Origin of the sequence: Brachybacterium paraconglomeratum, assembly GCF_039541415.1 — a bacterium.
Classification (GTDB): domain Bacteria; phylum Actinomycetota; class Actinomycetes; order Actinomycetales; family Dermabacteraceae; genus Brachybacterium; species Brachybacterium paraconglomeratum_A.
The window spans coordinates 427,097-447,265 of record NZ_BAABGE010000010.1 but is presented as its reverse complement, the minus strand read 5'-3'; the positions used below and the strand labels follow the sequence as shown (position 1 = coordinate 447,265).

The window sequence follows — 20,169 nt, the reverse complement described above, 5'->3', positions numbered from 1 at the left end:
GGACCTCGACGTCTATCCCCAGCTACCCCGTTTCACCGGCGCGCCCACACTCAACTCTGAAGAGCCCGTAATAGGGCCCGGAGGGCCGCAGCACCTCGACGAAGGCTGCAGAACGGTCCGAGACCACTCCGGCGGCGACGAGCGCGTCGGCGATGTGAGGGCGACCGATCACGGTGGTCTCGCCGGCCACCTGGGCGGTGACGTCTGCCCAGCTGATCGGGTGGTCCTCGGAGATCAGCTCGACCATCCGCCGGGCACGCTCGACCCGGGAGGCCCGTGCGCTGGCCATCTCCGCCGACAGGTCGGAATCCGGCGAGGGGTCCACCAGCAGCGCAAGGATGTGCACGCTGGAGCTCTCGTGCTCGCTGGAGACCTCGATCCCGGGAACGGCAGCCACCCCGCTGGCAGCGACTGCCGCGGGCAGCTCGGACCAGCCTGCCACCGTGTCGTGGTCCGTCAGGGCCAGCACGTCCAGTCCTGCCGTGCGGGCCTGCGCGAACAGCTCTCCCACTGCCGTGGTGCCATCGGACCACGAGCTGTGGGAGTGCAGATCGATGCGCTGGCTGTCTGGGGAGTCTGACCTCTCACTCATACGACCAGGGTAGACCGCAACATGAGAACATCGTGGTGTGAACACCGAGAGCGCCAAGAGCACCCAGAACACCGAGAGCGTCGAGAGCGCCGAGCGGATGAAGGACCTCGCCTCCCGAGGGGACTCCCGCTCCCAGCGCCCCCACAACGACGCCTTCCGCGAATTCATCTCCTCCGGCTGGGACGAGACCGTCCCCGACGCTGCCCGCCTCGAGTCGGCGGACGCCACTCCGGCGCGGCGCGACGCGCTGGTGCGCCGCCTGCCCGGCACCCGCCTGGTGCTGCCGGCCGGCGTGCTCAAGGTGCGCTCCAACGACACCGACTATCCCTTCCGACCCGATACCGCGTTCGCCTACTTCTCGGGCCTCGGCACCGATGAGGAGCCGGACAGCGTGCTCGTGGTCGAGCCGTCCATCGAGGACCCCGAGACTGCACAGGCGACCTACTTCTTCCGTCCCCGCGCAGGGTTCGACACCGACGAGTTCTATGCCGATTCCCGCTACGGCGAGATGTGGGTGGGTCGCCGCCCCACCCTCGTCGAGGCCTCCCAGCGCCTGGGCATCGAGGTGCGGCACATCGAGGAGCTGCGCGATCACCTCGCCAAGGATGTCGGCGCCCAGCTCTCGCTGAGCGTGATGCCGAGCGTGGACGCCGCCGTGGAGTCGATGGTCCAGGAGATCCGCGGCCAGAACGGGCTGCCCACCGGTGACGAGGCCGTGGCCGAGATGGCCGCCGTCAAGGAGGCCGCGAGCGAGCTCCGCCTGGTCAAGGACGAGTACGAGATCGTCCAGATGCAGAAGGCGGTCGACGCCACCCTCCGCGGCTTCGAGGACGTCATCCGCCACCTGCCGGAGGCCGTCGGCCATCCGCGCGGCGAGCGCGTGATCGAGGGAATCTTCGCCGCCACCGCACGGGCCGACGGCAACGGGGTCGGCTATGACACCATCGCCGCTGCCGGAGACCATGCCTGCACCCTGCACTGGACCCGCAACCACGGTGTGGTGCGCGGGGACGAACTGGTGCTGATCGACGCCGGAGTCGAGGTCGATTCCCTGTACACCGCCGACATCACCCGCACCCTGCCCGTCTCCGGCACCTTCTCCCCGGTGCAGCGGAAGATCTACGAGGCGGTGCTGGCCGCCTCGGACGCCGCCTTCGCGGTGGCCCGTCCCGGGCTGCGCTTCCGCGAGCTGCACGCCGCCGCGATGGAGGTCCTCGCCCACACGCTCGAGGAATGGGGCCTGCTGCCCGGCACCGCGGAGGAGTCCCTCTCCCCCGAAGGCCAGTGGCACCGTCGGTGGATGCCGCACGGCACCAGCCACCACCTGGGCATGGACGTGCACGACTGCGCTCAGGCCCGTCGCGAGATGTATCTCGACGCCGAGCTCGAGCCGGGCATGGTCTTCACGATCGAGCCCGGGCTGTACTTCAAGGAGAACGACCTGCTGGTCCCCGAGGAGCTGCGCGGCATCGGGGTGCGCATCGAGGATGACGTGCTGGTGACCGCCGACGGCGTCCGGAACCTCTCTGCCGCCGCACCTCGTGGCGCGGACGAGGTCGAGCGCTGGATCGCCGAGCTGCGGCGGTGAGCACCACCGCTCAGCCGCGCTTCTACGCGGCCCGACTCGCCGGCACCTCGGTCTTCGACCCCATCGGGGACGCGGTGGCGACGGTCCGTGACGTGGTGGTGGTGCCGCAGTCCCGCACCAGCGCCCGGGCCGTCGGCCTGGTGGTCGAGGTGTCCGTCAAGCGCCGCGTGTTCCTCCCGATCACCCGAGTCACCTCCATCTCCCCCGGTCAGGTCATCTCCACCGGAGTGCTCAACGTGCGCCGCTTCGAGAAGCGCACCGGCGAGCTGCTGGTGATCGGTGAGCTGCTGGATCGGGCAGTGACGCTGAACGATGGCTCCGGCGAGGCGACGGTGCTGGACATCGCCCTGGATCAGAACCGTCACCGCGATTGGGACGTCTCCCGGCTGCACCTGCGCCGGCGGCGCGTGGGCAGCTCGCTGAGCCGGCTGGTCAGCCGCGGCCAGACCCTCACCGTCGAACTGTCCGAGGTCTCAGGGCTCTACGGGACCCAGGCGGAGCAGTCCGCCCACCTGCTGGCCGCGTCCTATCAGGACCTCAACCCCGCCGACCTCGCCGAGATCATCCAGGAGCTCGAGCCCAAGCGTCGGATCGAGCTCGCCGGCGAGCTGGCCGATGAGCGCCTCGCCGATGTCCTCGAGGAGCTGCCGGAGGACACCCAGGTGGAAGTGGTCACCGGCATGGACGCCACCCGCGCCGCGGACATCCTCGACGCGATGGACCCGGATGACGCCGCGGACCTCGTCCAGGAGCTCCCGGAGCACGTCGCCGCGCACCTGCTGAGCCTGATGGAGCCCGAAGAGGCGGAGGACGTCCGCCGCCTGCTCGCCTATGACGAGTACACCGCCGGTGGCATGATGACCACCGAGCCGCTGATCGTCGCGCCGGAGACGCCGGTGGCGCACTGCCTGGCGATGATCAGCCGTGAAGCGGTCCATGCCGCGCTCGCCTCGACCGTGCACGTGTGCCGCTCTCCGCTCGAGACCCCCACCGGGAAGCTGCTCGGTATCGTCCACTTCCAGCAGCTGCTGCGGGAGCGGCCGGACCGCCCCGTGGGCGAGATCATCGACCCGGACCGGGTCGCGGTCGAACCCTCCGCCCCGCTGTCCACCGTCACCCGCGAGATGGCGACCTACAACCTGGTCTCCATCCCGGTGATCGACGAGGATGGCCGCCTGCTGGGTGCGGTCACGGTCGACGACGTGCTCGACCATGTGCTGCCCGATGACTGGCGCGAGCAGGACGAGCCGCCGCCCGCCACCGGACAGATCGATTTGTCCGAGATCGCCCGGGCCACCGCTCGGGACGCCGAGACCGCCACCGCGGACCGCACGAAGGGAGAGTGAGCATGGCCGAGCGCAACCCCAGCCCGCTCGACGATCCGGCGCCCCGGCGCGGGCCGCTGCTGCGCAACCCCTTCCGCGGCGACACCTTCGGTCGCGGCGCGGAGGGCTTCGCCCGGATGATGGGCACCCCGGCCTTCCTGGTCGGGATGACGATCTTCTGCGCGGTGTGGCTGACCTGGAACTCGGTGATGCCTGAATCGGCGCAGTTCGATCCCCGGGCCCTGAACTTCACCCTGCTGACGCTGATCCTCTCCCTTCAGGCCTCCTATGCCGCGCCCCTGCTGCTGCTCGCGCAGAACCGGCAGGATGACCGCGACAAGGTGCAGCTCGAGCAGGATCGCCAGTCCAATGAGCGCAACCACGCCACCACCGACTTCATCACCCGAGAGATCGCCTCACTGCGCCTGGCGCTGAACGACGTCGCCACCCGCGACTTCGTGCGCGGCGAGCTGCGCGATCTGCTCGAAGATCTCGAGGCGCCTCCCGCGCCCGCCCCGGACGCCGACACCCTGCGCGCCATCCTCCGTGAGGAGGTCGAGGCGGCGCTGGTCCGCCGTGACGCAGGCGACGGCGCCATCTCGTCGAAGGAGCAGCACCACCCGTGAATGACTCTGATTCCGTGAACGCCTCTGACCCCGTGAACGCCTCCGAACAGCCCGCCCCGGTCACCCAGGACGGCACCGCGCCCGCGCAGGACACCGATCCGCACAGCGCGGAGGACCCGCGCGTCGCCCAGATCCATGAGGCGCTCACCGGGGTGATCGACCCCGAGATCCACCGTCCCATCACCGAGCTGGGGATGGTCGGCTCCGTGGAGGTCGACGCCGAGGGCATCGCGAAGGTCCATGTCCTGGTCACCATCGAGGGCTGCCCCATGCGCGATCGCATCGAGCGCGAGACCGCGGAGGCGACCGCGACGGTGCCCGGGCTCTCGCGGGTCGAGGTCTCGACCAGCGCGATGACCGAGGAGCAGCGCGGCGAGCTCACCAAGCGGCTGCGCCAGGGTCGCCGCCAGATCCCCTTCAACCAGCCCGGCTCGCTGACCAAGATCTTCGCGATCTCCTCCGGCAAGGGCGGGGTCGGCAAGTCCACGGTGACGGCCAACCTCGCCGCCGCGATGGCGGCCGACGGGCTGCGCGTGGGGGTGATCGACGCTGACATCCACGGCTTCTCGATGCCCGGCATGTTCGGCATCACCGATCAGCCCACCAAGGTCTCCGATCTGCTGATGCCGCCGGAGGCCCACGGGGTGGCGGTCATGAGCATCGGCATGTTCGTGCCCGAGGGCCAGGCGGTCGTCTGGCGCGGGCCGAAGATGCACCGAGCCATCGAACAGTTCGCCTCAGACGTCTTCTGGGGCGATCTGGACGTGCTGCTGCTGGATCTGCCGCCCGGCACCGGAGATGTCGCGATCTCGGTGGCTCAGCTGCTGCCCAGCGCGCAGATGGTCGTGGTGACCACGCCCCAGCAGTCCGCCTCGAGCGTGGCCGAGCGGGTGGGCTCGCTGTCGACCTCGACCGAGCAGGAGATCGCCGGGGTGGTCGAGAATATGGCCGGGCTGACCCTGTCCGATGGCTCCGTGATGGACGTCTTCGGCACCGGTGGCGGTGATCGCGTCGCTGCGACGCTCGCCCGTGCTGTGGGTCATGACGTGCCGGTGCTGGGACGGGTGGGACTGGATCCGGCGCTGCGGGAAGGTGCAGATCGGGGCGTGCCGCTGGTGGTCTCTGATCCTGCGTCGCCGACCGCGATGGCGCTCAAGGGCGTGGCCCGAGCGCTCGTGCGCAAGCCCCGCGGACTGGGCGGGATGAAGCTGCCGCTGACGGTCACGCGGACCTGACGCGTGTCCTCGTTCTACGGCTCAGGTGGCCTCGTCGTCGAAGGGTGCCCGCTTCGGGGTCTTGTCCTTCGCTGACTTCGAGCCGGACTTCGCGCCCTTCTTGGCGGCGCCTGCAGCGGCGCCTCCGGCTGCGATGCTCAGCGCTTCCTTGCCAGGCAGCAGGTCCTCGATGTCGGTGTCGCCCCAGGCCTCGCGGATGATGCGGCGCGGATCGTACTGGCGGGGGTCATACTTCCGGAGGTCCTCGATGGCGATGCCCATCTCGTCCTCGACCGTCGAGCGGGAGTCATCCACCCAGCGGCGCGCCTGGCGCACCCACTGGATCAGCTGTCGGGTGACGTCAGGAAGTCGCTGCGGCCCGACGAACACCAGGAAGACGACGAGCAGGACAACGATCTCCCACCCGCCGAGGCCGAGAATGCCCGTGCCGCCCATTGTCCACCTGTACGTCTCGAGGTCCGCTGATGCCTCACATTATTGCATCGCGCTCCGTGCCGGGCTCACAGGAGCGGCGCCTGTCGTAGGATCGGCCAGATCAGATGCGTGAACGGAGAGGATGCACAGATGTCGTCGGGAAAGGTGGCCAGCTGGGCCCATGGGGAGGAGTTCGTCGATGAGGCGACCCTCTTCTCCGACGATGGCGTCCTCGCCCGGGCCAGGGATCGCGGTGCCGAGCTCGGCGCCACCCCGGTGCTCCCGGGTGCCGGCGCGCTCATGCGTGTGCTCGCCGCGGCGGTGCAAGCACGCTCCGCCGTCGAGATCGGCACCGGCAGCGGCGTCGGCTCCCTCTACCTGCTCTCCGGCATGCACCCCGAAGGCGTCCTGACCACGATCGACCCCGAGGTCGAGAACCAGCGTGCCGCGCGCGAGGCCTTCGCCGAGGCCGGGATCCGCTCCCCCCGCGTGCGGACCATCGCCGGCCGTCCCCGTGACGTCGTCGGCCGCCTCACCGACCACGCCTACGACCTGGTGAGCTTCCCCGCCCATGCGCCGCATGCTCTGGACCTGTTCGAGCACGCGCGCCGGTTGCTGCGTCCAGGCGGCGTGCTGGTGATCCCGCATGCGCTCTTCCACGATCGGATCGCCGATCCCGCGGCGAGGGATACGACCACCCAGGCAGTGCGTGCCCTGCTGAAGGCGGTCACCGAGTCCGAGGATCTGGTGGCCGTGCTCACCGGCAGCGGCGACGGAGTGCTCGCTGCCGTGCTGCGCGACTGAGACCCAGCCCCGAAGACGACGACAGCCCCGCACCGAATGGTGCGGGGCTGTCGCCTGGGATGGCCAGTTCTACTTGATGACGCCCTCGAGCGCGTCCCGCAGCTCCACGGCTTCCGACGCGGCGATCTCGACGACCAACCGGCCGCCCCCCTCGAGCGGGACCCGCATGATGATGCTGCGTCCCTCTTCCACGACTTCGAGCGGACCGTCCCCGGTGCGCGGCTTCATAGCAGCCATCGCGTGCCTCCTTGGTGTGTCACTGCCCTTGCATGGCTCCCCCGGACGGGGCCTCGGGCAATGCGCGTACGGTGGCTATTATCTCAGGTCTCGGGACCTCTTCGCACGCCGGGTCCGCCGAGGCCTCGCAGGGAGGTCGATTCCGTCCCCGATCCGGCCCGTCGCGACCCCCACCATGAGCACTCCCACCAGCACCGCGACGAGCAGCAGGAGCAGCACGATCGGGCTCACAGCACTCATGAGTCGATCTCCTCCCGCTCGTCCCTCGCAGCACGTCGACCGGGGGTGCTCATGACGTGATGGGGGCCTTCTCGGCCGCCTCGCGCAGCACCTCGAGCGCTTCCTCGGGAGTGTCCACCACACGCATCAGGTCGATGTCGGCGGCATTGATCATCCCGCCCTCCGCCACGGCCGTGCGCAGCCAGTCCAGCAGGCCCTGCCAGTAGGAGCGGCCCACCAGGACCACGGGGAACAGGTCGACCTTGTGGGTCTGCATGAGGCACAGCGCCTCGAACAGCTCATCGAAGGTGCCGAACCCTCCCGGCATCACCACGAAGCCGCTGGAGTACTTCACGAACATCGTCTTGCGGGCGAAGAAGTACCGGAAGTCGACCCCGAGATCCACATATTCGTTCAGGCCGGTCTCGAAGGGCAGCTCGATGCCGAGCCCCACGGAGACGCCTCCGGCTTCCTTCGCGCCCCTGTTCCCCGCTTCCATGATTCCGGGGCCGCCGCCCGTGATCACCGCATAGCCCAGCTCGACGATGCCCTTCGCGACCTCGACCGCGCACTGGTAGTAGGGGCTGTCCTCGCCGAGCCGGGCGGAGCCGAAGATGGAGATGGCGGGGCCGAGCTCGGCCAGCGCCCCGAAGCCCTCGACGAACTCGGACTGGATCCGCATGACCCGCCAGGGGTCGGAGTGGACCCATTGGCCGTTGCCACCCTCCTCGAGCAGTCGCTGGTCGGTGGTCCGTTCCGGTCGTTGGGAGCCGCGCAGCGTGATGGGGCCCTTGCGGTGTTGCTCTCGTTCCTCAGGCGTCATGAAGCGAGCGTAGCGCTCACGCTGCGAGGAACCGGCGCAGGCCCACCAGTGCCGCCTCGAGATCCTGCAGCGGCACGTGCTCGTCATCGGTGTGGGCGAGCAGCGGGTCACCGGGGCCGAAGTTCACCGCCGGGGTGCCGAGAGCGGAGAAGCGGGCGACGTCGGTCCAGCCCTGCTTCGCCGCGAGCGACACGCCTTCTCCGAGGGCCGCGAGAAATCCCCGCGCCGCATCGTTGTCCAGTCCGGGCAGCGCACCCCCTGCCGCATCGACCACCACGATCTCCAGTTCCAGGCCAGCGAGGACCTCGCGCACATGCGCCTCGGCCTGCTCGACGGACGTGTCCGGGGCGAAGCGGTAGTTCAGCACGGCGCTGGCCCGATCCGGGATCACGTTGCCCGCGATGCCGCCGCTGATCGAGACGGCGTTGAGGCATTCGCGGTATTCGAGGCCATCGATCACGGCGCGTCGTGCCTCGTAGGCGGCGAGGCGTTCGAGCACGGGGGCGAGATGGTGGATGGCGTTCTCGCCCACCCAGTCCCGGGCGGAGTGGGCGGCGATGCCGCGGGCAGTCACCTCGAGCTTCATGGTGCCCTTGCAGCCGCCCTCGACCCCGGCCGAGGTCGGTTCGCCGAGGATCGCGAAGTCCGCCTCGAGGTAATCGGGATGCTCGGCGGCGATCCTGGTGAGGGAGTTGTCCGCTGCGGCGACCTCTTCGTGGTCGTAGAAGATCCAGGTGAGATCCACGGGGGCGGTGGCGGCCTCGACGGCGAGCTTGAGGAACACCGCGACCCCGCCCTTCATATCGCAGGTTCCGCGCCCCACCAGCTCCTCGCGGCCCTCACGGACCCGGCGGGTCGAGGGGAGGTTGTCTGCGAGGGGGACGGTGTCGAGGTGGCCGGCCAGCAGCACCCGCTGGGGCAGGCCCCGGTGGGTGCGGGCGATGACGGTGTCCCCATCGCGCAGCACCTCGAGGTGCGGGGCGTGCACGCGCAGCGCCTGCTCGACGGCATCGGCGAGCGCCTGCTCGTTCCCGGAGACGGATTCGATGTCGACGATCGCGGTCGTGAGGCGGGCGATGTCGGCTCGGGGATCGAGGGCAGGTGCGGCCTGGTTGTTCATAGCGGTCATCGTGCCATGTCGTCGGCGAGCGCTCCTCCGGCCCGGGCCAGCCGCAGCGCGATCGCCTCGGCGTGGCGCAGCAGCTGGGCACCGGTACCGGGCTCGGCGGAGATCGAAGAGCCCGGCTGCGCCGTGCTCACGGGGACGCCCACCAGGAGCCTGCGCTCGTAGACGGTGCCGTCCACCCCGATCGGCGCGTACAGGCCGTCCACGGCGATCGAACCGGTGAGCATCCGGCGCCGAGTGCCGCGGGAGGCCCAGGAGTCCTTCTGCGCCTCTCCTCGCTCCCGCCAGGCGCCCAGCAGGGCGCTGCGGTAAGCGGGCAGGTCCACCGGCGGCAGGTGCGCCTCGAGCACCCCATCGCACAGTATGGCCTCGCCCTCGTCCTCGGTGCCGTGCACGGCGAAGCGGCCCGCCTCGTCGTCGATGTCCAGGTGCATGCGCGGACCGGTGAACTCCAGCAGTCCGGCCTCTGCCAGGGCGAGCACCTGCCGGGCCCTCAGCACCGGCGGGCCCGAGGCCCACGAGGCGAAGGCGTTGCGCAGATGGCCGTCGATGTCCTGCCGCACGGACTCGGTGGTGTAGGCGCCGAGGTCGGTGAGGCGGTTGACCTGGATCCGCAGGGAGATCAGCACCCGGTAGATCAGCACCCAGGCGGGGTCGGGCTCGGCCGCAGCGCGCAGCGCCTCCTCCAGCACCTCCCGAGTGCTGCGCGGGGGATGCGGGCTCTCTCCGCCGCGTCGGCCGAAGGGGAACAGCAGCGGGAGCAGCACCTCGTCATGAGCGAGCTCAGGGAACCCGCCGCGGCGCAGTGCTCGGCGCAGCTCGGCGAACATCAGCGGCATCACCTCACGCTCGTGGTCCACTCCCGCCGCGCGCACTGCGAGCTCGAGCACCCGCTCCCCCGTGAGCACCTCGGGAAGATAGGGCTCCGGCATCTGGTCCCCGAGATCGGGCTTTGGCCGGTAGACCATGCCGGAGCGCGAGCCGACCACCAGCCGCGGCTCGCCGCCGCCGGGCAGGTAGCGCAGGCCCGACGGCGCGGAGGTATCCGGCTCGAAACGGCCACCAGCGGCTGCGGTGAGCATCCCGATCGCGTCATAGAAGTTCAGACCCATGCCCTGGACGGCAACGGTCTCGCGTCCCAGCAGGGAGGTGTAGTCCACCTCGAGCGGGTTCGCGGGGCCGAGATGGACCAGGCCGTGACGCTCAGCGGCGTCGGCCAGCTGCTGCGAGCGGGGGCCGAGCGCGGTGGGCAGATGCCCGAGCGCGAGGGCGACCGCATCGGCGCGCAGCACGCGCCCGTCGGACAGCCGCACCCGCTGGGGCCCGTCTCCCTCCCCCGTGACATCGACCGCCTCAGCGGCGTGCTCGACGATCCGCAGCCGGGCGGGATCGGCATCGACTCTCGCCGTCTCGAGCACATGTGCCAGGTAACGACCGTGGGCTGCGCGGGAGGCGAAGTCGGTGGGCGCGAGGCCCTCGCCGGCCAGGTGATCGGCGAGGGTCTCGTGGCGGGAGGTGGGGAGCACCGCGTGGCAGGACTCGTCGGGGTACATCGTGGTCTGGCAGGTGGTGGTGTTCATCAGCAGCACCTCGGACTGGTCAAGTCGCCAGACGGCCCCGCCGCGCCCCACCTGCGGGTCGATCAGATGCACCGTGAGCGGCCCCTGCCAGTCAGAGCTGGTGGAGGCCGCGACCAGGCGTTCGATGATCGCCGTGCCCCGAGGCCCCGCACCGATGACAGCGACGGTGCGGACGGGATCGGTGGCTGCGGTCATCGCTCCAGTATGGCGCGATCAGCCCTTGCTTCTTGACGACTTCCCGCCGACGCGGCCCCTGCGGGGACGCGGATCTGGGACCATGTCGCCATGTCTACTCCCGCACCGCCGCCGAGACACCTGCCGCGTTCCGAGGCGGCCGCACCCAGCGGTCTGTTCGGTGGGCGTCAGGCCGCGAGGCTCCGGGCGGTCGTCAACGCCGACCTGCTGCCCGAGGAGCGCGCCTCGGCTGATGCGCTGGTGATGACGGCCTGGCTCACCGCGGCGCAGCGGGCGCAGTACGCGCCGTCCCTGCGCGCCGGCCACCACACCGAGGAGTTCGTCCAGCATCTGGCCGATGAGCGCCGGGTGGTGCTCGAGGAGGGCGCAGATCCGGTCACTGATGAGCTCGACTCCGCGGCTCAGGCCGAGCAGGATGCGCGGCAGCTGCCGCTGCGACTGGTGGAAGGGGTGCTGCTGCTGGTGGTGCTGGGGTGCTTCGTGACCACGGTGGTGCTGAGCATCCGCGCAGAGGGGCCTGGGGTCTCGGGTCGCATCCCGGAGCAGGCGCTGCCACTGCTGGTGACGCTCGTGGTCGCCGCGCTGCTCGCCGCGATCGTCGGGAAGATCGCGACCTGGCGGCGCGATCGGATCCTGCTGGACTGGGCGGTCTCCCGGCCCGGTCAGCTCGGTCGTGGGCTGCCGCTGCGCCGCCCGCTGCAGGGAGAGTCCGCCGGACCCGCACTCGTGCAGGCCCTGGGGCCGGCTCTCCTGGTCGGCGCCGGCGTCCTGGCGATCGTCGCCGGGGCAGCGATCCTGCTGATCACCCTCATGCTCGGTGACGAGCAGGGACTGGGCGACTATGCGCCCTGGGTGCTCGGTGGCGGCGTGGTCTCGTTGGTCGCAGCGGTGTTCACGATCTACCTGCGTCACCGCCGACTGCTGAAGGTGGCCCGCCGCGCGCGGGCAGCGGAGTGGGTAGGGACGGCACCGCTGGTGGAGGAGCCGCCAGCACTCTGAACAGCGAGGCGCCCCTCAGCGGAGGTGTTGGAGCCCGGTACGGAAGAGGTGCGCGGCCAGCTCCGCCTCGCGAGCAGGAGCTTCACGGACCGGCTCGCCACCCCTCCCCCTCGGGCCACGCCGTCTCCACCCTCTCAGCGCCCGCCGGAGGAGAAGCTCAGGACGGGACTCGGGACTACAACGCGCTGAACCGCGACCAGAGCGGGGCGGATCGTCCCGCAGATCCCGACTCCGAGGGCAGCGCCCAGGATGTCCGGGAGCTGTTCACGATGGTAGGTGAGCGTCCACACGCCGAGGGCTCCCAGCTCCCTGCCGGAGACGGCCATAAACTCTCCCCGTGACTACGCCGCCGACGCCCTCCCCCGCCACCCACGCCTGGGGCCTCGGCCTCGCCACCCTCGCCACCGACGGCTCGACGCTGGATGTCTGGTACCCGGCCCCGCAGCTGGGTGAGGCACCCGAGGATCCCGTGAGCGATCCGCTGCACGCCCAGCTGAGCTCCGCAGCGCGCACCGACGAGGTGCGCGGCACCACCCAGCAGGTCGTGGTGCGCGCGATCGAGCTCGCCGCCGCCCCGGCTGACGCCGCCGACGCCTACCTGCGCCTGCACCTGCTCTCCCACCGCCTGGTCCGGCCCAACGCCCAGAACCTCGACGGGCTCTTCGGCACGCTCACCAACGTGGCATGGACCTCCGAGGGGCCCTGCGCCATGCCCGGCTTCGAGGAGACGCGCCTGCGCCTGATCTCTGCAGGCCGCACCCCCACCGTGTTCAGCGTCGACAAGTTCCCGCGCATGGTCGACTACGTGCTGCCCACCGGCGTCCGCATCGCTGACGCGGACCGGGTGCGGCTGGGTGCGCATCTGGCCGAGGGCACCACCGTGATGCACGAGGGCTTCGTGAACTTCAACGCCGGCACGCTCGGCACCTCGATGATCGAGGGCCGCATCTCCCAGGGGGTCGTCGTGGGAGATGGCTCCGACGTGGGCGGCGGCGCCTCCACCATGGGCACTCTCTCCGGTGGTGGCACCGAACGCGTGAGCATCGGCCGTCGCTCCCTCGTCGGTGCCGAGGCCGGGGTGGGCATCGCGCTCGGTGATGACTGCGTGGTCGAGGCGGGGCTGTACATCACCTCCGGCACCAAGGTGGAACTCATCGGCGAGGCGGGCGCTGCATCCGAGGGGGCGCATGTGGTCAAGGCCCGGGACCTCTCCGGCGTGCCGAATCTGCTCTTCCGTCGGAACTCGCTGACCGGCGCGGTGCAGGCGGTGGCCCGGAAGGGCCAGACCGTCGAGCTCAACGCCGTTCTGCACTCGAACTGACACCGGGCAGGGGCACTCATGATGGCGACACGTGACGGGCGGCGAGCACCGGGACGCAGCCGCTCCTTCGCCCGCCATCTCGCGATCCCGCTGGTGATGGTGCTGGTCTTCGCAGGGATCGCGGGCGGAAGCTATGTGGCGCTGCAGCGCTACGGCTCCCCCGCCCATGAGGGCACCTGCGTGGCCGCGGGCCTCGGCACCAGCCACCGCTACAGCACCGAGCGGGCCGCGAACGCGGCGCTGATCAGCGCCACCGCTGTGGACCGGCAACTGCCGCCGCGGGCGGCGTCGATCGCACTGGCGACCGCCTTTCAGGAGTCGCAGCTGCGGAATATCGACTACGGGGACCGTGACTCGCTGGGACTGTTCCAGCAGCGGCCCTCGCAGGGCTGGGGCAGCGAGGCGGAGATCATGGATCCGATCTACTCCACCAATGCCTTCTATGACGTGCTGGAGACGATCCCGGACTATCAGGGCGCCGATATCAACGACGTCGCCCAGCGGGTCCAGCGCTCGGGCCATCCCGAGGCGTATCGCGACCACGAGACCGAGGGCCGGCTCTACGCCTCGGCGCTGACGGGGCAGAGCGGCGCGAACCTCGTGTGCACGCTCGACTCCGTCGGCTCCACCGTCTCCCCCGAGCAGGTCCGCGAGGAGCTCGAGCGCCAGTTCCCCCGCGCCACCGAGTCCGGGCGACTCACCGCGACGCTCGACTCCGCCGCGAGCACTGCGCCGCAGCTGTCGGAGGACGCCGGAGCGACCGCGCTGGTGATCGATCCGGGAGGCGACGGGGCGCTCGGCTGGGCGCTCGCGAACTGGGCCGTCGCCCGTGCGGCCGACGACGGCGTGGTCCAGGTGTCCTACCAGGGTCGCGTCTGGGATCGCTCGCTGCGCGGCGACGAGGCGGCGAGCTGGGGCACAATCGACGGCGGCGCGACCGACCGCGTGGTGGTGCTGGTCAGCGGACGCTGACGGGAAGACGCAGGCCTCGGATCAGCTCAGTGCACCACGAGGCCGCGGTCGCGGAACTGGTCCCGCACCCGCTGCATGACCTCCTTCGAGGGTGGCAGGGCGTCGCGCAGCTTGTACTCCATCCCCAGCGTGTCCCACTTGTCCTGGCCCATGTTGTGGAAGGGCAGCACCTCGACCCGCTCGACCACGTGCTTCCAGCGCTCCACGATGTCCGCGACCCGCTCGACGTTCTCCTCGTCGTCGGTCCAGCCGGGCACCACCACGAAGCGGAGCCAGATCGGGATGCCGCGGCGGGCGAGCCGGTCGCCGAAGTCGATGGTCGGCTGCAGGGCGCGGCCGGTGAGCGCCTGGTAGGACTCCTCGCTGCCGGACTTCACGTCCAGCAGCACCAGGTCGACATCGTCCAGGAAGGCATCAGATGCGACCGCGCCCAGGTAGCCGGAGGTGTCGATCGCGGTGTGGACGCCCATCTCCTGCGCCGCGCGCAGCACCTTGCCGGCGAAGGCGGGCTGCATCAGCACCTCTCCCCCGGAGAGGGTGATCCCTCCCCCGGAGGCGGCGAACACGCGACGGTAGCGGCGGACGCGGCGCACGATCTCCTCGATCCCCACATCCTGCCCGCGGCGCATCTCCATCGTGTCGGGGTTGTGGCAGTACACGCAGCGCAGCGGGCAGCCGGCGAAGAAGAGGGTCAGCCGGGTGCCCGGACCGTCCACCGCGGTGACCAGCTCCCAGGAGTGGAGCGAGGCGACTCTCCCCTCCCGGACCGCGGCCAGCCGCTCGGAGCGTCCGAGCTCGACCTCGGCCATGCCCTCGATCCCCGCGCCGCTGCGCCGGTTCCGGGCGGGTGCGCCCAGCAGGTCGGCGCTCTGCTCCATCGCCTCAGGCGTCCTGGTGGAAGGTGCGGTCCAGGACGTCCAGCTGCTGCTCGCGCGTGAGCTTGACGAAGTTGACCGCATAGCCGGAGACCCTCACCGTGAGGTTCGGAAAGTCCTCCGGCCTCTCCATCGCCTCGATCAGGGTGTCCTTGTTGAGCACGTTGATGTTCGCGTGGAACAGGCCGGATTCCATGCGGTTCTGCGAACGGTTGGCCTTCATCGATGCCAGACGTTCGGCATAGGTCGTGACGGGGCGGGCGGTCATGTCTGTCTCCTGGTGGGGTGCGGCGGTCCGGTCGGCTCGGCTGGTCACTGCTCGTCCATCACGAAGCCCGCGTCGAGGATTCCGACCAGGTTCGTGACCTGCTCGTCCTTGGTGCGACCAAGGCCCTGCGGGGTGATGGTGCTGGTCAGCGAGATCCCATCGAGGGCATCGTGGTAGTCGAGCTTGCCGACGCTCAGCATCGAGGCGACCATCCCGTGGGTATCGGCCCCGTTCTCGGGGTTGGCTCCGGGCGAGAAGGGGGTGCCGGCCCGGTGGCCGGAGGGGAACGACCCCGTCGCCTTGCCGTAGACGACGTTCGAGGTGATGGTCAGCACCGACTGGGTGGGGATCGCGTCGCGGTACATGGGGATCGCGGTGATCTTCTGCATCACCGTGTGCACGATCGTGGCGGCGATGTCGTCGGCGCGATCGTCGTCGTTGCCGTAGCGGGGGAAGTCGCCCTCGGTGACATAGTCGACCACCAGCCCGGTCTCGTCGCGCAGCGGGGTGACCGTCGCGTGCTTGATCGCCGAGAGGGAATCCGCGACGATCGAGAGCCCGGCGATGCCGCATCCCATGGTGCGCACGATCTCGCTGTCGTGCAGCGCCATCTCCATCGCCTCGTAGGCGTACCGGTCATGGCTGTAATGGATGATGTTCAGCGCCTCGACGTAGGTGCCGACCACCCAGTCGAGCATCTGCTCGTACCGGTTCCAGACCTCGTCGAAGTCCAGCGGTCCGTCCCCGATGATCGGTGCGAACTCGCCCTCGGTGGTGATCTGCTGTCCGGAGACCTCGTCGCGGCCGCCGTTGATGGCGTAGAGCAGGGCCTTGCCGGCGTTGACCCGGGCGCCGAAGAACTGCATCTGCTTGCCGACCTCCATCGGCGAGACGCAGCAGGCGATCGCCGCATCATCACCCCAGCGCTCACGGATCTGCTCATCGGACTCGTACTGGATCGAGGAGGTCTCGATCGAGATCGCCGAGCAGAACTCCTTGTAGCCGGTCGGCAGCTCGGGGTCCCAGAAGATGGTGATGTTCGGTTCGGGCGCGGCGCCGAGGTTCCGCAGGGTCTGCAGCAGCCGGAACGAGGTCTTGGTGACCTGGGCGCGGCCGTCGGCGGAGAATCCGGCATCGGACCAGGTCGCCCAGTAGGGATCTCCCGAGAAGATCTGGTCGTAGTCGATGGTGCGCAGGAAGCGGACGATGCGCAGCTTGCTCACGAGCGCATCGATGTACTCCTGAGCCTGGGATTCGGTGATCCTGCCGGCGGCGAGGTCGCGCTCGATGTACACGTCGAGGAAGGCCGAGAGGCGGCCGATGGACATCGCCGCGCCGTCCTGGCTCTTCACCGCGGCGAGATAGGCCATATAGGTCCACTGCACGGCTTCCTGCGCGGTCGCGGCGGGGCGGCGGAGGTCCAGGCCGTAGGAGTCACCCAGCCGGACCAGCTTCGCCAGCGCCTTGATCTGCTCGGAGTGCTCCTCGCGGTAGCGGGCCCAGTGCTCGGAGAAGGGCTGATCGGCGACCGCATCCTTGGCGCGCTTCTTGTCGGCGATCAGGAAGTCGGCGCCGTACAGTGCCAGACGGCGGTAGTCGCCGATGATGCGGCCGCGGCCGTAGGAGTCCGGCAGCCCGGTGATGATGTGGCTCGAGCGAGCCGCGCGGATCCGCGGGGTGTAGATGTCGAAGACGGCATCGTTGTGGGTCTTGCGGTACTGGGTGAAGATCTTCTTGACGTCCTCGTCGACCTCCTTGCCCGCCTCCTTGATGGCGGTCTCCACCATCCGCCAGCCGCCGCTGGGCATCATCGCGCGCTTGAGCGGCACATCGGTCTGCAGGCCGACGATGACGTCGTCGTCCTCGCTGATGTAGCCGGCCGGGAAGGCGTCGACATCCGCGGGGGTGTGCGTGTCGACATCGAAGACGCGGCGGCGGCGCTCCTCGGAGAGATAGTGGGTCTCGAGATGATCCCAGACCCTCAGCGTCTTCTCGGTGGGGCCGGCCAGGAACGAGGCGTCCCCGCCGTAGGGCGTGTAGTTGCGCTGGATGAAGTCGCGCACCTCGATCTGTTCCTGCCAGGGACCGGGCGCGAAGCCGTCCCAGGCGTCCCGGCCTGCAGCCTCGGTGCCGGGGCGATCGGTGGTGGCAGTGGTCATCGGGTCCTCCTCGCTGGGCGGAAGGACGTCGACGCTGCGGGCCCTTCGCTGATGTCCTCAGGCTAGGGCGAGGAACGCAGCGTGAGCGGGCGGAAGGTCCCGACGAGAACGCCCTGACCAGCGACGCTCCTCACAGGGAGGCGCGCGCGGTCAGGGCGCTCAGGTGCGTGTGGCTCAGAAGCGGGGGGCTCTCCGTCGGGGGCCGCTGAGGTGGGGGATCAGCTGCGCTTCTCGATGTCGGACCGGAGGGCGGCCAGGCGCAGCTCGCTGGTGCCGGTCCGATCCTCCATCACCGTGTAGTTCCGCTCGGGATGGCCGGTGTAGATCTGTCGCGGGCGACCGATCTTGGTCTCCGGGTCGTGGACCATCTCCTCCCACTGGGCGATCCAGCCCGGCAGGCGGCCGATGGCGAACAGGACGGTGAACATCTCCGTCGGGAAGCCGATCGCCTTGTAGATCAGGCCCGTGTAGAAGTCGACGTTCGGGTAGAGCTTGCGCTCGACGAAGTAGTCGTCCTTCAGCGCGATCTCCTCGAGCTGCATCGCGAGCTCGAGGCGCGAGTCGTGGACGCCGAGGCGCTCGAGGACGTTGTCCGCGATCTTCTTGACGAGGCGGGCGCGGGGATCGTAGTTCTTGTACACCCGGTGGCCGAAGCCCATCAGGCGGATGCCGTCCTCCTTGCGCTTCACCTTCTCCATGAAGTCGCGCGGATCCATGTTCTCGGCCTGGATCTGGTCGAGCATGTCCATCACCGCGGCGTTCGCGCCGCCGTGAGCGGGGCCCGAGAGCGCGCCGATCCCGGCGGAGACCGAAGTGAACAGGTTCGCCTGGGCGGAGCCGACGAGGCGCACCGCGGAGGTCGAGCAGTTCTGCTCATGGTCGGCATGCAGGATCAGCAGCTGCTCCATCGCGCGCACCACGACGGGATCCGCGATGTAGTCCTCCACCGGGAACCCGAAGGTCAGGCGCAGGAAGTTCTCGATCAGCGAGAGGCGGTTGTCGGGGTAGAGCAACGCGTGTCCCTGAGCGATGCGGTGCGCATAGGCAGCCATCGTGGGCATCTTCGCGAGCAGCCGCACGGCGGAGATCCGCACCTGCTCCTCGTCGAAGGGATCCAGGGAGTCCTGGTAGAAGGTCGACAGCGCCGAGGTCCCCGCCTGGAGCACGGCCATCGGGTGGGCGTCGCGCGGGAAGTTGTCGAACATGCGCTTGAAGCGCTCGTCGAGCAGGGTGCGGTGCTCGACCTGCGCCTCGAAGTTGTCGAGCTGGCCCTTGGTGGGCAGCTCGCCGTTGATCAGCAGGTAGGAGACCTCGAGGTAGCTGGACTTCTCCGCGAGCTGCTCGATCGGGTAGCCGCGGTACCGCAGGATCCCCTCGTCGCCGTCGATGTAGGTGATCGAGGACTTGGCGTTGGCGGTGTTCATGAAGCCGGGGGCGTAAGTGACCTCGCCGGTCTCCTTGCGCAGGGGGCCGATCGCGATGCCGGAGTTCCCCTCCACTGCGGGGACGAGCGGGAGGTCGAGGGTCTTCTCCCCCAGGCTGAGCTGAGCGGACGTCGTCGTGTGATCCATGGGCTCTCCGTTGTGCGTGGTCGGATCGGTATGGCGCGCGAAGGCGCCAGAGGTGTCAGAGGCGCTCGAGGCGCCGGGCGGCGGCAGCGATCCGCTCGTCGGTCGCGGTGAGGGCGACCCGGACGAAAGTCCCGCCACCATCACCATAGAACATCCCGGGGGCCACCAGCACACCGCTGTCTGCGAGGCGCTCGACACTGGTCATCGAGTCCTCACCGAAGGTGGTCCAGAGGTACAGGCCTGCCTGGGAACCGTGGATCGTGCCCCCGGCGGCCACCAGCGCGGGCTCCAGCAGCGCGCGCCGGGCGCGATAGATCTCACGCTGGGCTGCCGGGGCCTGGTCGTCGCCGAGGGCGGTGACCATCGCGGTCTGGAGCGGGCCGGGAAGCATCATCCCGGCCTGCTTCCGTACCGCGACCAGCTCGCCCACCAGGTCTGGGTCTCCCGCCACGAAGGCTGCCCGGTAGCCGGCGAGGTTGGACTGCTTGGACAGCGAATACACGCACAGCAGCCCGTCCAGCGAACCGCCGTTCACTCGCGGGTCCAGCACCGAGGGCACCTCGTCCACGGTCCAGGGCAGCAGCGCATAGCACTCGTCGGAGGCGATCACGATCCCGCGCTCCCGCGCCCAGGTGACGATCGACGCCAGCTGGGCGACGTCCAGCACTTCACCGGTGGGGTTCGAGGGCGAGTTCAGCCACAGCAGGCGGATCCGTGCGGCGGCGTCCGGCTCCGGCAGCGCCGCATCACCGTGGGCCGCGAGGGCGGCCAGGTCCAACGGCAGCGACTCAGCGCCGACGAACCGAGCGCCCATGTCGTAGGTGGGATAGGCGATGCGCGGGAACGCCACCACCTCCCCGGGGCCGATGCCGAGCTGGAAGGGCAGGTGCGCCACCAGCTCCTTGGAGCCGACGGTGGGCAGCACGCCGTCGACGCCGAGCGAGGCGGGGGCCCCACGATGCCGGTGCACGAACTCCACGATCGCCTCCCGCAGGACGGGGGTGCCGATCGTGGTCGGATAGCCGGGACTGTCCGTAGCGGCCGCGAGAGCCTGCTGCACCGAGGAGGGCGTCGGATCGACGGGGGTGCCGACAGAGAGGTCGACGATGCCCTCCGGGTGGGAGGCGGCGCGCTGCTTCGCCGGGATGAGCGCATCCCAGGGGAACTCGGGCAGGCGCGCGGCGAGACCGCGTCGAGCGGAAGCCGCGGAGGGCCCAGGGGTGGCAGAGGGAGCCGTCAC

The 20,169-nt window shown here is 69.9% G+C and carries 18 protein-coding genes and 1 pseudogene; 8 read left to right on the top strand and 11 right to left on the bottom strand.

Going from position 1 to position 20,169, the window contains the following annotated elements; all coding sequences use genetic code 11:
• Positions 1-22: 22 nt before the first annotated feature.
• Complete coding sequence (locus tag ABD893_RS16625; RefSeq protein WP_345082957.1) at positions 23-592, bottom strand: PHP domain-containing protein; 570 nt, start codon at positions 590-592, stop codon at positions 23-25.
• Between the two features lie 97 nt (positions 593-689).
• On the opposite strand from ABD893_RS16625, the gene ABD893_RS16620 reads away from it, so the two are divergent.
• The 4 genes from ABD893_RS16620 (at position 690) to ABD893_RS16605 (ending at position 5,366) form a co-directional block, all read left to right on the top strand.
• Complete coding sequence (locus ABD893_RS16620) at positions 690-2,180, top strand: aminopeptidase P family protein (protein WP_345083001.1); 1,491 nt, start codon at positions 690-692, stop codon at positions 2,178-2,180.
• Complete coding sequence (locus tag ABD893_RS16615) at positions 2,177-3,526, top strand: magnesium transporter MgtE N-terminal domain-containing protein (RefSeq protein WP_345082954.1); 1,350 nt, start codon at positions 2,177-2,179, stop codon at positions 3,524-3,526. Before ABD893_RS16620 ends, ABD893_RS16615 begins: the two co-directional genes overlap by 4 nt.
• 2 nt (positions 3,527-3,528) lie before the next feature.
• Complete coding sequence (locus tag ABD893_RS16610) at positions 3,529-4,131, top strand: DUF1003 domain-containing protein (protein ID WP_345082951.1); 603 nt, start codon at positions 3,529-3,531, stop codon at positions 4,129-4,131.
• A gap of 131 nt (positions 4,132-4,262) precedes the next feature.
• Positions 4,263-5,366 carry a P-loop NTPase gene (locus ABD893_RS16605; protein ID WP_345082998.1) on the top strand — a complete coding sequence of 368 codons (1,104 nt, stop codon included), beginning with the start codon at positions 4,263-4,265 and terminating at the stop codon, positions 5,364-5,366.
• A gap of 21 nt (positions 5,367-5,387) precedes the next feature.
• On the opposite strand, the gene ABD893_RS16600 is transcribed toward ABD893_RS16605, so the two are convergent.
• Positions 5,388-5,801, bottom strand: a complete 414-nt coding sequence (locus ABD893_RS16600; RefSeq protein ID WP_345082948.1) for a twin-arginine translocase TatA/TatE family subunit — start codon at positions 5,799-5,801, stop codon at positions 5,388-5,390.
• Between the two features lie 129 nt (positions 5,802-5,930).
• Here ABD893_RS16600 and ABD893_RS16595 point away from each other — a divergent pair, with 129 nt between their 5' ends.
• Entirely contained in the window at positions 5,931-6,584 is a 654-nt protein-coding gene (locus ABD893_RS16595; RefSeq protein WP_345082945.1) for an O-methyltransferase, read from the top strand.
• Between the two features lie 69 nt (positions 6,585-6,653).
• Here ABD893_RS16595 and ABD893_RS16590 read toward each other — a convergent pair whose 3' ends face one another.
• The 4 genes from ABD893_RS16590 to ABD893_RS16575 all read right to left on the bottom strand — a co-directional run bounded on the left by ABD893_RS16590 (position 6,654) and on the right by ABD893_RS16575 (position 10,764).
• Positions 6,654-6,821, bottom strand: a complete 168-nt coding sequence (locus ABD893_RS16590) for a DUF3117 domain-containing protein (protein WP_010551467.1) — start codon at positions 6,819-6,821, stop codon at positions 6,654-6,656.
• Positions 6,822-7,110: 289 nt separating this feature from the next.
• Positions 7,111-7,863 carry an LOG family protein gene (locus tag ABD893_RS16585; protein WP_345082939.1) on the bottom strand — a complete coding sequence of 251 codons (753 nt, stop codon included), beginning with the start codon at positions 7,861-7,863 and terminating at the stop codon, positions 7,111-7,113.
• A gap of 16 nt (positions 7,864-7,879) precedes the next feature.
• The gene (gene dapE / locus ABD893_RS16580) at positions 7,880-8,983 is read right to left on the bottom strand and encodes a succinyl-diaminopimelate desuccinylase (RefSeq protein ID WP_345082936.1); all 1,104 of its coding nucleotides are present in this window, start codon (positions 8,981-8,983) and stop codon (positions 7,880-7,882) included.
• Between the two features lie 5 nt (positions 8,984-8,988).
• Positions 8,989-10,764 (bottom strand): FAD/NAD(P)-binding protein, encoded by a 1,776-nt coding sequence (locus tag ABD893_RS16575; protein WP_345082933.1) that lies wholly within the window; start codon positions 10,762-10,764, stop codon positions 8,989-8,991.
• Positions 10,765-10,854: 90 nt separating this feature from the next.
• On the opposite strand from ABD893_RS16575, the gene ABD893_RS16570 reads away from it, so the two are divergent.
• The 3 genes from ABD893_RS16570 to ABD893_RS16560 all read left to right on the top strand — a co-directional run bounded on the left by ABD893_RS16570 (position 10,855) and on the right by ABD893_RS16560 (position 14,056).
• Complete coding sequence (locus ABD893_RS16570) at positions 10,855-11,763, top strand: hypothetical protein (protein ID WP_345082930.1); 909 nt, start codon at positions 10,855-10,857, stop codon at positions 11,761-11,763.
• Between the two features lie 337 nt (positions 11,764-12,100).
• Positions 12,101-13,084, top strand: a complete 984-nt coding sequence (gene dapD, locus ABD893_RS16565) for a 2,3,4,5-tetrahydropyridine-2,6-dicarboxylate N-succinyltransferase (RefSeq protein WP_345082927.1) — start codon at positions 12,101-12,103, stop codon at positions 13,082-13,084.
• Positions 13,085-13,105: 21 nt separating this feature from the next.
• Entirely contained in the window at positions 13,106-14,056 is a 951-nt protein-coding gene (locus ABD893_RS16560; protein WP_425548396.1) for a hypothetical protein, read from the top strand.
• Positions 14,057-14,082: 26 nt separating this feature from the next.
• On the opposite strand, the gene pflA is transcribed toward ABD893_RS16560, so the two are convergent.
• The 5 genes and pseudogenes from pflA to dapC all read right to left on the bottom strand — a co-directional run bounded on the left by pflA (position 14,083) and on the right by dapC (position 20,169).
• Positions 14,083-14,934: a pyruvate formate-lyase-activating protein gene (pflA, locus tag ABD893_RS16555; protein ID WP_345082923.1), complete on the bottom strand. Its 852-nt coding sequence runs from the start codon at positions 14,932-14,934 to the stop codon at positions 14,083-14,085.
• Positions 14,935-14,938: 4 nt separating this feature from the next.
• Positions 14,939-15,121, bottom strand: a pseudogene (locus ABD893_RS16550) (glycine radical domain-containing protein); the annotation flags it as partial.
• A gap of 122 nt (positions 15,122-15,243) precedes the next feature.
• Positions 15,244-17,358: a pyruvate formate lyase family protein gene (locus ABD893_RS16545; RefSeq protein ID WP_345082918.1), complete on the bottom strand. Its 2,115-nt coding sequence runs from the start codon at positions 17,356-17,358 to the stop codon at positions 15,244-15,246.
• A 218-nt stretch (positions 17,359-17,576) separates the two neighbouring features.
• Positions 17,577-18,929 carry a citrate synthase gene (locus tag ABD893_RS16540; RefSeq protein ID WP_345082915.1) on the bottom strand — a complete coding sequence of 451 codons (1,353 nt, stop codon included), beginning with the start codon at positions 18,927-18,929 and terminating at the stop codon, positions 17,577-17,579.
• A 55-nt stretch (positions 18,930-18,984) separates the two neighbouring features.
• On the bottom strand, positions 18,985-20,169 hold the full coding sequence (gene dapC, locus ABD893_RS16535; RefSeq protein WP_345082912.1) for a succinyldiaminopimelate transaminase: 1,185 nt from the start codon (positions 20,167-20,169) through the stop codon (positions 18,985-18,987).